At 40.8% G+C, this 15,515-nt stretch carries 11 protein-coding genes; all 11 read right to left on the minus strand.

Going from position 1 to position 15,515, the window contains the following annotated elements:
• Positions 1-8: 8 nt before the first annotated feature.
• A complete protein-coding gene (locus HG263_RS04830; protein ID WP_171624950.1) occupies positions 9-860 on the minus strand; it encodes a hypothetical protein in 852 nt (283 codons plus the stop codon).
• Positions 861-998: 138 nt separating this feature from the next.
• Positions 999-1,514, minus strand: a complete 516-nt coding sequence (locus tag HG263_RS04835; RefSeq protein WP_171624951.1) for a hypothetical protein — start codon at positions 1,512-1,514, stop codon at positions 999-1,001.
• 13 nt (positions 1,515-1,527) lie between these two features.
• Positions 1,528-2,190 carry a hypothetical protein gene (locus HG263_RS04840; RefSeq protein ID WP_171624952.1) on the minus strand — a complete coding sequence of 221 codons (663 nt, stop codon included), beginning with the start codon at positions 2,188-2,190 and terminating at the stop codon, positions 1,528-1,530.
• Positions 2,180-6,082, minus strand: coding sequence for a TOMM system kinase/cyclase fusion protein (locus HG263_RS04845; RefSeq protein ID WP_171624953.1), 3,903 nt, complete (start codon positions 6,080-6,082; stop codon positions 2,180-2,182). The genes HG263_RS04840 and HG263_RS04845 overlap by 11 nt, the downstream gene beginning before the upstream one ends.
• 663 nt (positions 6,083-6,745) lie before the next feature.
• The gene (locus tag HG263_RS04850) at positions 6,746-7,540 is read right to left on the minus strand and encodes a hypothetical protein (protein ID WP_171624954.1); all 795 of its coding nucleotides are present in this window, start codon (positions 7,538-7,540) and stop codon (positions 6,746-6,748) included.
• Between the two features lie 110 nt (positions 7,541-7,650).
• A complete protein-coding gene (locus HG263_RS04855) occupies positions 7,651-8,427 on the minus strand; it encodes a hypothetical protein (protein ID WP_171624955.1) in 777 nt (258 codons plus the stop codon).
• A 102-nt stretch (positions 8,428-8,529) separates the two neighbouring features.
• Positions 8,530-8,814 (minus strand): hypothetical protein, encoded by a 285-nt coding sequence (locus HG263_RS04860; RefSeq protein WP_171624956.1) that lies wholly within the window; start codon positions 8,812-8,814, stop codon positions 8,530-8,532.
• On the minus strand, positions 8,814-9,149 hold the full coding sequence (locus tag HG263_RS04865; RefSeq protein WP_171624957.1) for a gamma-glutamylcyclotransferase family protein: 336 nt from the start codon (positions 9,147-9,149) through the stop codon (positions 8,814-8,816). The genes HG263_RS04860 and HG263_RS04865 overlap by 1 nt, the downstream gene beginning before the upstream one ends.
• A gap of 61 nt (positions 9,150-9,210) precedes the next feature.
• On the minus strand, positions 9,211-11,358 hold the full coding sequence (locus HG263_RS04870) for a DUF6351 family protein (protein WP_171624958.1): 2,148 nt from the start codon (positions 11,356-11,358) through the stop codon (positions 9,211-9,213).
• A gap of 201 nt (positions 11,359-11,559) precedes the next feature.
• Complete coding sequence (locus HG263_RS04875) at positions 11,560-12,465, minus strand: GGDEF domain-containing protein (protein WP_171624959.1); 906 nt, start codon at positions 12,463-12,465, stop codon at positions 11,560-11,562.
• 172 nt (positions 12,466-12,637) lie between these two features.
• Positions 12,638-15,286 carry a purple acid phosphatase family protein gene (locus HG263_RS04880; RefSeq protein WP_171624960.1) on the minus strand — a complete coding sequence of 883 codons (2,649 nt, stop codon included), beginning with the start codon at positions 15,284-15,286 and terminating at the stop codon, positions 12,638-12,640.
• Positions 15,287-15,515 lie beyond the last annotated feature (229 nt).

Genomic DNA, 15,515 nt, shown 5'->3' on the forward strand with positions numbered 1-15,515 from the left:
TTCCGAAATTAAGAGGTGAAGATTACAAGCTGCTCGTCATCATCTTGACCAAGTTTTATTTTGGTTAAGATATCAAATGAAGCACAAGTGTATGGTAAGGTTAATATACTGCTATCGTGGTCTACTTCTCCCACAACCTCAAACGATCCTCGAGCTTGACCCTGTACGATTTTATTTGTAACCAATAAACAGCCACTTTCTCTAGATTCGGTAGCTTCAACAGACCATTTTATGATATTGGAGCTGTTCTCTATTGCGTATTTACGGTTGCAATTTAGTTTATCAGTGGTTGAGAAGGTTAAAATAGGCCATACAATATTCGGGTCTAATCTCAATTTTGTTGTTTTAGGAATTTTCATTCCACAACCTGCCCACCGATGCACATCCACAACGTTATATCCTTGATGAATACTGAGTTTGCGAATCACATCCATATCGCTTTGAGATGACTCAGGAGTAATTACCTTATACTGCCTTGCTGCGAACTCATCCATGTTAGTATCACGGATGCTTTGACGTATTTCATCGTCAACGAGCTCTTTGTCTACTAAAGAAACCTCATAAATTATTAATCCCGAAGTAAGGAAGTGGCGCGTGTATTCGGTAGCTTGAATTTTCCAATTATTGAATATTCCTTCTGCTGGGTTGTTTTGCAATGTGTCTGTTGATGTCTCAACCTTTAAGTTTCCACCTTGGCTACTACCCAAGTATTGCTCTGTAGCAAAAAAAGTTCTCAATAGTGTAGATTCATTTAAATTGACCATTAGCTGAAACCAAGTTCTAGTTATATTTTCAATTTGAACTAAATTTTGATAGCTAAAATCTTCAGATATGGAGATGTTATTGTAATTTTCTTTCATGAGCGCTCCTTACATTGTTAATTCATAAAAAATAGATTAAAAATATACGTGTTAATGGCAACTAAATATCTCGGATGAAATAAAAAAGAAGCAGTAGCTGATGCTAATGCCTCTTTAATCTGTAATATAGACTTAGTTCTAGTTAAAATCAGGATCCGTATCAGGCTCTGAAAAGTCTTCTTTAACAACTTCAGCTAACTCATCATGAATAGCTTTGGACATTACTTCGACTTCAGGGACCCAAGTTTCAAACGCTTCTTGAACTTTTGGATCTGTTACTCCGAAAGTGTCGAAGAAATTTTGATACTTTTGCTTATCTTGTGACTGAATGTAATCTGAGACACTGCCGTCATGAAGAAGGTTGTAAGTGGCTGATAGGGTTGGAGTTTCTCTGTAAACTTCAGAGTTGGGAATTAATAGTTGCGGCTTGGATAAATGGTTAGATACTTCATTTGCTAACATTTCACCTAACGTAGACCTAAAGTCGCCACTGCTGTTGGCAGTAATTAGGTTATCATACTCTGCATCTGATAAGCCGAATACTTCTGCTACTTTGCGGGGGCTTTTGTTGAATTCAGAGCGTACTTTTTCATCAAAAACTAAATTGTATAGCAAGCCCAAAATTGGTGCTTTTACTTTTTTACTTGAGTTCATGGTTTATCCTTATTTAGTCGTGTTTTAGTATAAATCTTAACATCCAATGAGAACAATCAGAGTTTTTGTTATCTTCAACTTTGTGGATAAGGGAAGTATAAAAAATCAACACATCTCCAAAGTTTAGATCAATTGTTACTTCTTTTTTTAAATATTGCTCAAGACGACTGTCTTCTATTCTAATTAAAGGTCCAAATAAAATGTGATTGAATGTTCCAATATTATGTGTTGAATCTAACAGTTTTATTAAGGTTAGTTTCTGTTCCGATAAAGGAGTGATAACGTGTATTCTATTTGGTTTTTTGTTTTTCACATCTTCATCTTGATGATAATGAACGTTATAGCCACTTAATTCTTCTGGAAAAAGGGTTATAATGCTTGCCCCTTCTTCAAAAGTTAGTTTTTTATTTATTCTTTCTGAAATCTTTGCTGTCAAAGTTTTATTTGATAACTCTTTTATTTTTTTATTTATTTCTTTTGTTTCATATCCCATAGATAGGTATTTTACATTACCTTGTTCAACTAGTTTATGCGCTTCATTTAAATCTAAATTTTTAATTATTTTAATTTTGTTTTGAGAAAAAAAAGATTTAGTAACTTCGTTTCTTATTTTGATTAGGTCTTCTTTTTTTATTATTTCTCTTAAAATTAAAAATCCGTTCTCCTCAAAGTTCACTGTTCATTACCTCTAGTGCCCAAGTGTTTTCATTTTCTATATAAAAATCTATCTCACATTTTGGTCGTGAATCAATCATTTTGTATAGAATTGGTTGGAAAAATTTCTCTCCAATTTCCTCAGCCTTTTTTATTTTTTCTTCAATATATATTGGGTTTATTTTTTTTGTGCTTAGATAAAATGAAATCCAAAGTGAGTACATTATACCTGACATGTAAACAGGGTTGTATATCCATTTCTCTATGATTTTCGTATTGTTGTTAACCCAGCCATTTAATAACTCTAAACAAGGGAGGACGTATTCTAGAGAGCCATATTTTTCGAAGTGTTCATTCGCTAAATTTATGTATAAGCGAGCTTTTGTTTTTTGAGAGGTGCCATTTTCATGATGCATCAAACAAATAAAGCAAGCGTAGCAACACGACTGTGCTACCGCATTATGGTCTCTTTTCTCTCTTCCTATAGAAATCGCTTTATCGATATGTTCAAATGCTCTGTGAAAGTCAGATTTAAAAGCACTTAATAATGCAGAGATCATATAAAGCATTGGCTTATAAGAAATGCCAAAACTTAGGTCGTTGCTTTTTATATCTTTAAAGTTATCTAAAATCCAAAAGGCTTTATTGATGTGTTTCTCAGCATTTTTAACTTTACCTTGTAATAGCATACTTTTTGCTAAAACTATATGAACATAGATGGTTTCTATATCCTCATTTTTAGCAATCAATTCGTAAGAATACTTAGTAGTTAATACTTTATTGTTATTCATGTGGTGATAGAGCATTAAAAACCACTTGGAGATAAAGATACTGGTGTTAATTTCTTTATCTGAAATTGATCCTAGCCTTCTGCTTTCCCACAACGATTTGAGCGCTATTTCTCTAATACAATGGTGTCCGTAGCCTAGTTGACTAGATTTGGACTTGAGAGTAATTGATGAGACTAAGATAGAGTTAGCTATTTGTTCTTTTTGGTTTATGACCTTAGAATTTACGTACTGCACTTGTTCAAGGAGATCATTAAAGCCTTTGAAATCATTAATAAATGACTTATGCTTTAGTATTAATAATGAAGCCTTGACGGAATCGTTATGCCGATTGGCGAGCAAGTAATGTCTACTGATTAGACTGCTTGATTCGCTGAAGTTAACTTTCCCAAAGCTTAATGTGTCTCCAATGGTTGAATGAAGCTCAAGTTTTTTGTCCGGCAGTATCGATTCGTAAGCGGTGTCTTTTATTAGTGCGTGTTTAAAGATATAACTATCGTTATCAACCCTGCGTTGGTGAATGATTAAGTCGCTTTCCATCAATTCTTTTAGGTCGTTTTGAATTTGGTTTTCACTTAAAGGTGATGCTGCAACGAGTAAGTCGTATTCAAATTCACGGCCAATGGTGGCGGCAAGTTGTGCGGTTTCTTTGGCGTATTGTAGGCTGTCTAGTTTTTGTTGTAGTGATTCTCGCAAGCTGGTTGGTACTTGGTCGAGTTTATCTGGGTTTACAAAATCGATGTTGTTAGCGCTGTCAGCAACAAGCCCTTTTTGTTTTAGCATGCCAACTAATTCTTCAATAAACAGTGGTATACCGTCGGTGCGGCTCACTAAAACATCAAGTACGTTACGGGCAACATTGCGACCATCAAATAGCTTAACAATAAAGTCTTCAGTGGCTTGCTCTGTGAGCTTTTTCAGGTTGATGTCAAGCAGCGTTAAGTCGTGTAGCTGACTTGGTATATTTTGACGAGAAGTGCTCAGTAGCACATGGCCCTGAGTGAGTTTTTGCGCAAAATGATGCAAAAACTCTAACGTAGAGCTGTCTGCCCAGTGTATATCTTCAACAATATATAATTTAAAATCGTTAAGATTATATTGGCTCGAAAGTAGCAATGCGCTTAGGCTTTCAAACAGCAGCTCCTTTTGGGCATCAGGGGCAAGCGCTGAAGGCTGTAACTTATCGCCTAAATCAATGTTTAGCCACACCAATAAAATTGGCAAGGTTTGCACAATGTTGAGCTCACTATTTTGCGTTTCAAGTAGTTTGCTAAAGAGTGTAGATGCCGAATCAACGTCTAAATTTGGTGTGTTATAAAGGTATCTAATCAAGGTTAAAATAGGGTAGAGCGCATTGTTTTGGTGCTCAGGTAAACATTGCGCTACCAAGTGCTGATATTGTGGGGCATTGGCTCTTATTTCTTGCAACAAGCGCGATTTACCAATGCCCGCTTCACCATGAATATGGGCCATGCGCGTTTGCTCATTGTGCGCGTTAAAAATAGACAGCGTTTGTTCAAGCTCAGTGTGGCGACCAATTAGCTCATGGTGATTACGTGTGCCACGCATAAAACCAAATGCTTCAACACGGCGCTCACCCATTAGATTAAAAATGGTAACAGGTTCAAAAATCGGTCCTAGCTGAACTTGCCCATAAGTTTTGAACTCTGAATAAGCATCTAAAATCGAACGCGATTCAAAGGTGCATAATATCTGCTTTTCACCTGCCTCACGAGACAGTGCAATCGCAATATTGGCGTTGTGCCCTTCAGGAACTGCATTGGCATAAGTAATAAACACACCTGTGTGAATACCCACATGGGCATTGATAGCAACACCGTGTGCCTCTTGCATCAGCGCATTACGTTTGGTTAGTTCTCCCACCATTTCAAGCGCTGTACGCGCGCACAAGCGTGTGTCGTTGTCACTGGCGATAGGGTAGCCGAAATAAAATAAACAGGTATCGGCTAAGTTACCCACGTGGTACGCACCATAACGGGTGGCAATATCAATGAGGTGGTTGCGCTGTGACTTATAAACTGCGTCAATAACATCATAGTCTTTATCATTGTTATTTAATGCTTTAACGCTAAGCCTGACAGCTAATACGGTCAGCTGTTTTCGCTCAGTAAGTGCGGTGTAGTCAGCAATAGCACGATGATTAGGATCGTCATCACGGATCATCACCGTGGTATCATCAAAGCCATGCTTGGCACTGGCATCCGCGAGCACGCCCACGAGGTTTGAAACATTAATGGTCGAAAGCTCAGCATACACTTCAGCGCCTGTGATCACACGTTCTGTGGCATTTTTATGTAATACTCGACGTAATAATTCGGCAATTGGGTGGCCCAGTAATGCACTAGGAATAGGAATGTGAACATCACTCAATTGTTTATGATAAATCGACGCAATGCTATTACCTGAGACCGCTGGCAGGCCTGTTAAACATTCTAAATACACTAAGCCCCATACATAGAGATCAGACTTGGCTGACGCTGGTTCACCGCGTAGTTGTTCTGGCGCACTGTACGATGGGGTGCCCAAAGTTTCTTGTGTTAACGTCAGTGTATGGTAGTCAACGGCACGCGTGTCTTGAACGAGCGTACCAATACCAAAGTCCAAAATTTTTGCATAGGTTTTGGCCCCCATTTTGGTCAACATGATGTTTGCGGGTTTGATATCGCGGTGGATGATGCCTTTGCTATGAGCATGAATAAGTGCATCTAGTATTTGTAGCATAACATCAGTTGCGGTAACTGAGTCTAACGCGTGCTCGGTAGTCAGGTATTCACGAAGGGTAACGCCTTCAACATACTCAAATACACCGTACAGAATGCAGTCGTTAACTTGACCTCTGTCGAGTAAGCGCACAATATGCGGGTGTTGTAGCTGACTGCTAAGTTCTGTTTCGCGTTTAAAACGTTCAATATAGCGTTGTTTTTTTTGTTCTTCGCAGTGTGGTTCAATGGCGAGAAATTTAATTGCCACCAATTGGTTGGTGTTTTTATGTTTTGCTTTAAAAACTTTACCAAAACCACCTTCACCTATTTTGTGAAGAAGTTCGTAGTGTTCAGAGTTAAAGCTGCTTGAGATAAATGCATCTGAAAACTGAGTGAGCGACATATCTAGAGTATTCCAATTATTATTGTAACCAGTTCCTTTGTATTAACGTCCTAGTTACGTTTGAGTTTTAATTATTGTTTTTAAAGACAAGTAATTTCGCTCTTCCGTGTACTTGTCATTAACATCGGATTATAGCCTACCTTATCGGTTACAGTTTAGGGAACTTAAATTATTTTTTTATTAAATTTGGGAACAGCGAACAAAAAATACTTTGAAAATAGATCCTGACCATCGTCAGGAAGACGGCGGGGTACAAGTGTTAGCGTTCTTTGCTAAAAAGGTCCTGACCTTCGTCAGGAAGACGGCGGGGTGCAAGTGTTAGCGTTCTTTGCTAAAAAGGTCCTGACCTTCGTCAGGAAGACGGCGGGGTGCAAGTGTTAGCGTTTTTTGCTTAATAGGTCCTGACCATCGTCAGGAAGACGGCGAGTGGCAAGTGTTGGCATTCTTTGCTTAATAGGTTCTGACCTTCGTCAGGAAGACGATGGGGGCAAGTGTTGGCATTCTTTGCTTAAAAGGTTCTGACCTTCGTCAGGAAGACGGCGCGTGTTGTGCCGCCTTTCTGGTTAGTTACGTTATTCTAGCCTCATTCACCTCGTTTCGTCATTCTGAACTTGTTTCAGAATCATCCTCTTAAACGAGCGGCATTTTTAAAAAAGTGTGGGGTTACTTGAGGGTAATTTGGATGTTTTCTAGTGTTGCATGGGTTTTAGCATACGCTCTGCTACCTGATGCATATCTGTCGTCAACCGTTCCATAGCGCCTGCGTTCAAATTCAAACTTAACTTTGCAGTTAAAGCTACTATTAAGTTCATCATTTTTAAAAATGTTGATGCTGTTGAAATCAATATTCTTTTGACCATTGTCCTCTACATCGTTAAATACATATGTATTGGTGATCTCTTTACTACCATTTTTACAGCTACTTTCGAGGTAAATATGCAGTGGCTGATGCCCTTTTAATACCGCTGCTTGCTCCCAGCTGAGTTCTAATACTTCATCTACTGGGAATACTTGCCCTTGTTGGGGGCTTGTGATCACCATTGGTTGTGGCAGCGTCACAATACTTGTGAGTGTTTCTTTATCATCGGCACGGTAAAACTGTATCTCATACTCGGTATCTTCTTGATTGAAGGGCAAGGTTGCGCGGTAATCAATGTCGAAGATGTCGACGTCTTTATGCATATCTTTAGTGATAACACTTTCTACCGCATCAGTACCGTTAACAACTGTGAATTGGGTTGCGGTAACACTTAATTTATCACCCGCCACCAAGTTGAGGTTGTTACCATTTTTACTGCTTACGTTAAGCTCTGCAATTACGCGGCTGTCTTGGCCGTTTGAGGTTACGTAAATATCCGACCAAATAGCCTTGGTTTTAATCAAATTAGAGTCGGTTGTTTCTGAAGAGCATGCACACAATAGTGCGCAGCCTAGGCTAATGGTAGCAAATCGAGTCATATTACAAATCCTTTTAATACGGTGAGTGCTGAGTATGAGTCACTCTGAGTGTTACTTGTTGATTTATATGGGCGGCAAGCTATTTGCCGCCGAGTGTTTTTTTGCACCTGCTATTTTAAAATCACGTTAATGCTATCTAGCACCTTAGTTTGTATTGCATACGTTCTGCTGCCTGATGCGTATCGGCTATCAACAGTGCCATAGCGTCTACGTTCAAAGCTAAATGACACCTTACAATTAAAATCTTGAGTGAGTCCTTCTTGTTTAAATAAGCTGGTGGTTTCGAAGTCTATGCCTAACATGCCGTCATCTTCTACATCGTGATAGATATAAGAAGAGTTGATTTCTTTATCGCCATTTTTACAGGTACTGCTTAAGTTAATAGTAAGCGATTGGTCGCCTCTGATCTTGGTTGCTTTTGCCCAGTGCAGCTCTAAAATTTCGTCTTCTGTGAAGGTTTGTCCCTTTTGTGGCGCGAGAATAGATACGGTCTCAGGGAGTTTTACCATGCTACTGAGTGTTACCTCGTCTTTAGCTCGATATAGTCTTATTTCATATTGCGTGTCGGCCTGATGATAAGGGAAGTTCGCTCGGTAATCGATGTCAAAAAGCTTGTCGTCCTTTGTCATCACCTTGGTCATATTTGCCGATATAGCAGTATTTGTGGCAGTAACAGACAATTTATCGCCATCCACTAGATTAATATTGTTGCCATTTCTATTGCTCACATTAAGCTCAGCAACAACTTTAGTGCCGCTGCCATCAGATTTAACTAATACGTCTGACCAAATTGCTTCGGTTTTAACTAAGTCTGAGTTGGTATCCGAAGTGCACGCACTGGCAAGTAGGCAACACAGCACAATTGTGCTCATTTTTAATTGGGGCATGTCTCAACATCCTTACAGGAGTATATAAAATGAACGGATCATACTTTAGGTACATAGTGTTTGGAATGTCAAAATACAAACTTTAACAACTTATTACAGGTGTTAAAGCTTTTGTCCGGTTAGCAGGGTGACTTTTAAACTGGAGGGTTTAGTTGCACAGCTTAGCTGTGCCAAATAAACATTGACAGTGGAGGAGGCTATTGCCAGCTCGCTGGCAGTTAAGCTGTGGCTACAAAAAAGCTCAATAACCAGTGTTTGCTGTAGCTTTTTTAAAGACGCGGTATGGCTGAGATATAAAAAATGCGGAATCTCATCTTTAAGCTGCTCGCAGGCTTGAGTAAGTAGCTCTATAAGCTGTTTTTCTAGGCGTTTTTCAGTTTTAGTCATTATTTACCAGCAGCGTAAATCCAACACCTTTTTCCTGAAGCAAGATGTGCTTGTACGCGAACATATTCATCCACTTCATAGTTATCGGCTTGGGTCAGTTCATCGTCAGTAAGTAAAAAGACCGTGCCATTTACATGGTCTGTAGGCGACCCTGTGTGTATCAAAATAGGGTGTACGCTTTTACCACTGCTGGCGACAACTTTAGGATCTGTGATGGTTACCTCACCTAGGGTATAGCCTATCAGTGTATCTTTACTACCGTCTAACTCACGGCCAAAGGTATCTAATTGTACTTGCGTTTGTTGCAGTGTTCCGTACGAAAATAATGCTTCCATAAAAACTCCAAGCAGTAAACTGAACTCGAAAGTACAGTAAATGATAAACAATTTCAAACAATTAAATGTTAAATGGTCGACCCGCATCGGGCTTGCTGTAATCACACACACCTTGTGGAAATATGCGTTTTAACGCTGCAATGTCATCGGATGCGAGTTTATCTCCATAAAGGCCTTGTTGCACGGCTGTGTCGATATCCATAAGGGCACATTTGAATAAATCGCCAGCCCAAGGAGCGCCTGCTTCAATGCGGCTGGTGCTGTACATAGGAAAACGAGACTGACAGGCACCTTCTGGTTTGCGATTCCATTGACCATCAAACACCTTATCGCCTGCTGCATAGATACTGCCATCTTCATTAAAGCAAGTATCTTTTAAGTGTTTAGGTTTAGCGGCGAGTATGCCCATAGGCGAATGATCTTTGATATTTAACAGCCACTGATCCATCATAGCAAACGCTTGTGATGTTGGGTCATGATCTTTGTGTGCTACCCAAATGACGTGGTTGTGACTATGACCATTGGCTTTATTAATGCGTAAACGGCTGTAAAAAGACGCCGACATATGGTGCATATCCAATTCATTTTCTAGGTAATGACGGGCGTCGATAATGGGTAAGTCGACTCTGCCAATAAATACTTGTCCAGAGCGATAAGCCGCCTCCATTGCTTGCAAATCTCCATGGTGCCTTGGTGCTGCTGATTGTTCTGCCTTAGTAATGTTATCGCTGCCCCATAAAGATAGCCAAAGCGGAATTTGTGTGCCAAAGGGAGTAACTATATGTTCTTGATGCATGTCATTTTGCGCTTTCCAAGCGCCAATATGGGTGTTGATATCAATGAATTCGTCAAAAGAGATTTTGCCATCAATCAGTGCATTTAAACCGTATTGTACGCCGACGTTGTCCCATGTGCTGAGTCCAAAGCCATGTTTGTCTGTACCAAACACATGTTGCATATCTTGCCAATAACTCCAATTCGTTTGCTCTACAACAGGTTTTGCAAAAAATTGTCTTAAGAATCCTTGCCTAGGGTTATTAATAAAAGCAGAGAGTCCAAAATAGCCATTGATACATTCACTATTTCCATCAGGAAATGACGGCACAAACCCAGCCATTAGCTGATTGAGCGGCTGCAAAAAGCCAGCGCGTTGCGGGAAGTCGTTAATGGCATTCATACCTTCAATGAGTCTGCGCCGTTCCCAATCTCGCCATACTTTTCGGTTGTCTGCTCGGAATGTGAAATAGTTATTGAGCAAGTCACAATCTAAGGCGTAGGTGGTTTGCGTGATCATATCGGGGTAGCTGTATAGCGGAATGAGTCCATCTAAAATACCGGTGCTGTTTTGTGCAATAAGATACTGTGCTAAGCCTCCCCCCGATCCACCAATACCTACTGTATAAAGTGGTTCACCGTATAAACTGGTAAACTGCTTTTTTACCCTCCGTGCGGTGTCTTCAGCCAATAGCATGTTGTAGGTGTAACTGGTTTTATTGCCACTTGAGCTTATCACCGCATAACCATCGAGTAATTGCTTTGCTTGTCTTTGCATCACTTTCCAAGCATGTTGCCGCCCTTGTCTATAGCCAATTCCTGAGCCACCGTTAAATTGATAAATGAGTCGTTTATTCCACTGTGATTGCGCATTTCTATCGCCAACTTCTTGGTTGGAAATGGGCATTACCAAGGTGTAGATAAAGCGATTTATTGAGCCTCTTTCGACTCTAAATAAAGGCCCTGAGAAAGTTTTTGCTTGGGTCAGTGTGAGTGGTTGAGGGGCAAGGTTATTATCGATAGTGTAGTATTCGAGCCTTGTTTTTACTCCGCAGTCTTTACTGTACCCGATCACCTTATTATCTTGATCATACACGGCTACACCATAGCCTGATTGGTTATCTACTTGAGGTTGCCCAAGTCCTGAGTCGAGTGTCATGCAAAAAAATGGATATTGATTTGGACCAGAGTACAGACTTTGCGTAGGACCAATTTGGCCAAGTTCTATTGGGAATGAAAAGGTGTCTACTGGGCGCTGTACTTTGGCTATATGTGGATAAAAATCAAGTAGTAAGTTATCTGTGCTCGGGGCAATGCTTTGCACTTGTCGGTAAGTGAACTGGTCTTCAGCGAGCTGTGACCATAGGATCACTCCCCCTGTGACTGAGGCAAATAAAACACTTAATGATCCAAGCCATACTAAGCACTTCTTCATAAGTTCACCCACTTTTTGTTGCTGCTTACTCTAAGTTTAGAGCAGCAAAAAAACGGGCGTTGTTATCACTTTGTGAAATGCTTATAAGCCAATGAAGGAGGGCACAATTTAATTCTGAGTAAGGCTGTATTTAATTTTGTTTATTGGGATAATGCTACAAATTACTCAATATTTTTACGTTTTCTTTTGGCTATACGTCACTTATTGAGTAATGACAGCATTACGACCTTGGTGCTTTGCCTCATACATGGCAGCATCAGCGCGTTTAAGCGCTTGCGAACAAGAGACATCTGAAGCCAATACCTCGGTTACGCCCACACTGATAGTAATCATGTTATGTGGTGAGTTACTTACGTCTGCAAATGCTTCTTCAACAGCGCTTCTTATGCGTTGCGCGGTGTGTGTTGCCTGTTGCATTTTGATGTGCGGCAAAATCACTACAAACTCATCCCCACCAAAACGACAAGCAATATCGGTTTGACGTAACGTTTTTTTCAAGGTTTGTGCAACGGTACAAATCGCTTGGTCGCCAGCATGGTGCCCTAAGCTGTCATTGAGTGTTTTCAGATGGTCAAGGTCAAACATTAGAAGTGACACACAATTGCCGTGGCGTTTAAAAGCACTAAAATGGTAGTTCAGCTCTCGTTCTAAGCGTCGACGGTTATATAGTCCGGTGAGCAAATCAGTATCACTTTGCTTTCGCAGTTGTGATTCCAATTTATGCCGCTGAGAGATATTACTGGCAACCCATAACACCACGTCTTCATCTTCTACCCTAAAATCTAGGGGGGTGATACGTGCTTCGAACCAAATGGGTTCTGACGGGCCTTCATCTGGCAGGCCTTTTACATCTTTGTTGCTCAGTTCATATTCTTCAATAAGGAGCGCTTTTGAGTCTAATGCACGTGCAATGGTATCAATAAACCAGTTGGCTTTGTCTGCTTCGATTAAATCGCGAATTGATTTGCCGATTAAGTTGCTACCATCGTGATAATAACGTTCGTCTTTACCACCATAAATAGCCACGTACTTACCACTTCTTGAGAGTAAAAAAACAGGGTCAGGTAACGCCGCCAATACTGCGGACATTTGTTCAGCGTTGATCATTGTGCTCCTCAAGAAGCTAATACTTCTGTACTACTTTATACTATTGTAAAACACGCAACTAAATCGACAACTTTTTATCGTGCTATCAGTGATAATATAGATCATTCAAATTAAGTGCCACTATAAATAAACATGGCAGCAATTACTGCCATGTACTTGGTTAGCAGTGAAATTATTTGGCTATTGTTAAGTAAAGAGCATCAAAGTAGCTGTCGTTATCAGTGCCATGATTACGCTTGCCAGTTAAAACAAAGTCAATAAATGCGGTGTTTGCTGGCAAAGTGAGTTGGCCACTTACGCCCTGCCACTGTGCACTTTGGTGAGTTAGGTTGTCGCTGTTGCTGATTAGTGCACCTGATACATCAAACAAAGACAATTTTATGGCGGGCGTGTCGTTGCCACTGTAATTACGCAGCATACCACCAAAGTTAATTGTCACATTCCCATCGCTGATGTGAGCGATATTTTGCACACTGACTCTTTGAGATACACTCGTAAAAGCAGTTTCACCTTGGCATACACCGCCTACGGCGAAGAACTTTTGTCCTTCAAATGGAGGAACAGAACCACATTGCTTATCGGTTAGCGCTTCGATTGGGCCATTACCACTCCAGCCGCTAATGCCTGCTTCGGCATCGGGGTTTTGCAGCAAGTTTGTGGTCGTGGTTTGGTCTTGAGTGATGTGTTCAACAGGTGCGCCTGTTGGGCCTTTATCGCTGATAATTGGACAGCTTGCTGCTTGCGTTTCAACTTTTAAACTCAATGAATCAAAGTAACTGTCGTTATCGGTGCCACCTTTACGTGTACCTGTAAGTACAAAGTCAATATAGCGTGTTTGGGGCGGTATAACTGCGCTATTGGCAAACATTTTCCACGTAGAGTTTGCGCCAGAGAGCGTGTCACTTTTTGCCAAAGTATTAAGCTGGGCGTCTTTAAACTCGATATGTATGGTAGGGATATCGCTGCCATTAAAGTTACGCATGTAGCCGCTTAGGTGTGTTTTTAGACCACCTTGCTCGATGAGTGGTGCGTAATCGGTTACATCTACACGCTGAAACGCACTGCCATATCCTTGCTCATTGGCGCATACACCACCGATGGCAAATAAATGACTGCCATTGTGCGCTGACACCGCATCACATTGACCGCTGCTTAAACTCTCGATTGGGCCACTGCCTTGCCAGTGTTCAACTCCGTGCTCAGCACCTGCGTTGCTTAGCAGGTTGTCACTCAGTGGCACAGCACCTGTAGTAGCGAAAGCAACGGGCGTAGACCATTGACTCCAAGCAAGCGCTCGGTCACGCATTCTTACTCTTACACAATAGTTTTGATTTGCTTGTAGGTTTTTCAATAAGGCTCTATTGGGTGCTTTGTTGGCGCGGGTATCTTGCTCGTTCCAAATATTTTGATGTTGATACCAATGATCAAATACAGGGGTAGAAAAGTCGTTACATTGTGTGCTTACTTGCCAATGTGCAGCGCCAAATAAATCTAAATCGGCATCGGCAAAGAGGGTAGCAGTGGCCAAGTTACAACTTGATGAAATATCGCCCGTATGTGGCCAAAGCACTTCTGGCGTATAGGGTGAGGTGTTATTGAGTTTTACTTTTAAGCTATCGCGTTGCACATTATTAAGGGGAGTATTTTCATCGCCCAGCGAAATACGTTTAATTTCAAAATAAGGGTCATCTCCTGCTTGCACATCAACCATCACAAAGCCATATTCATCTTGGCTAACTGCAAATTCGGTGTAGTCGGCTTGGGCATATTCACCAAAGTAATCTAAGTTACCGCCAGCGGAAGCAACGTTAACCATGGCATGTTTATGATCGCGGCTGGTGCCTCGTGAATAGGCATGGGTATGACCAAAAAAGTGAATGCTGGGTTTGTTACAAGCGCTTGAGAACTGCTCAAGCCTTGATACTATTTTGCCACTATAATCGGTTTCACCCGCTAACCACATTTCTGATTTATGTGGGTGATGCATTTGTGCAAACACAAAATCGATATCACTGTTAGTACATGTTTGCATTAACACTGTATCGAGCCATTGTAGTTGCTCATCAATACGATACGCGGTGTTGGTATCAAGCGACACAACTCGAATATTTGACTGGTCTTGATACCACCAGTGCTCTAAGTAATTGGGGCTGCCATTTTTAGGTAAGTTAAAGTAGTTAAAAAAGTAATCAGTGTCGTTTTCGTGGTTACCAGGTGCTGGGTAAGTAGGCACGTGGCGCGCAAGAGGTGCAATTGGCCCAAAAAAGGTGTTACGCCAACTATCGTAATGGTTACCGTTGTCGACTAGATCCCCCGGGATCAAGGTCATGTTAATGCCATCGTGTAGACTCATACCCAGCGCGTTTTCTACATATGGGATAACGCCGTTGTTGATCACATCACGAAATTTATTAGGATTTGCTAAGTCTTGCTGCATATCGCTCATGGCTAAAATACGTGAGCTTTTTTCTTGTGTTGGCAGTGGTGGTGTTCTAAAGCTAAATACATCGCTAAGTGCATCGCCTGTTTTAACGCGATAATAATAAATTGTATCGGCTTTGAGCCCCGTTAGCTGTACCTCATGTAGTCGACTTAACAAGTTACCGGTTTTGCTTTGCCCTGAAGTTTGTTGGTCAAGCTCAGGTGTGATACCCCAAAGCACAATCGATTCATCACCGCCACTGGTTTCCCAGCTGATCCACATGCTATTTGCAGAGGCTGTTTGCAAATAAGGGGTAACGTGAAAAGAGTGAGCTTGTAAAGGGGGAGAGCCAAATATAGCGGCTGCGGTGACGCCCGCGACGAATAGCGCATACTTCATAGTGTTTCCTTGGTAAGTAAAAAAGGCAGTAGCATCACAGTACTAATTGAAGGTATAAAGTATGCGGTGTGAATTTTATGTTACTAAACGTTGTTACTTGAACAGGTTTTTACTTTACTGTTTTTTTAGGTACAAAAGAAAGCTAACATGATAATATTATCTCCAATTATATCCGAACATTGATGTGGAAGCAGATTGATACGTAGAACATTAACGTGAATCCACGCCA

The organism is Pseudoalteromonas caenipelagi (genome assembly GCF_013140855.1).
In the GTDB taxonomy this organism is placed as follows: Bacteria; Pseudomonadota; Gammaproteobacteria; order Enterobacterales; family Alteromonadaceae; genus Pseudoalteromonas; species Pseudoalteromonas caenipelagi.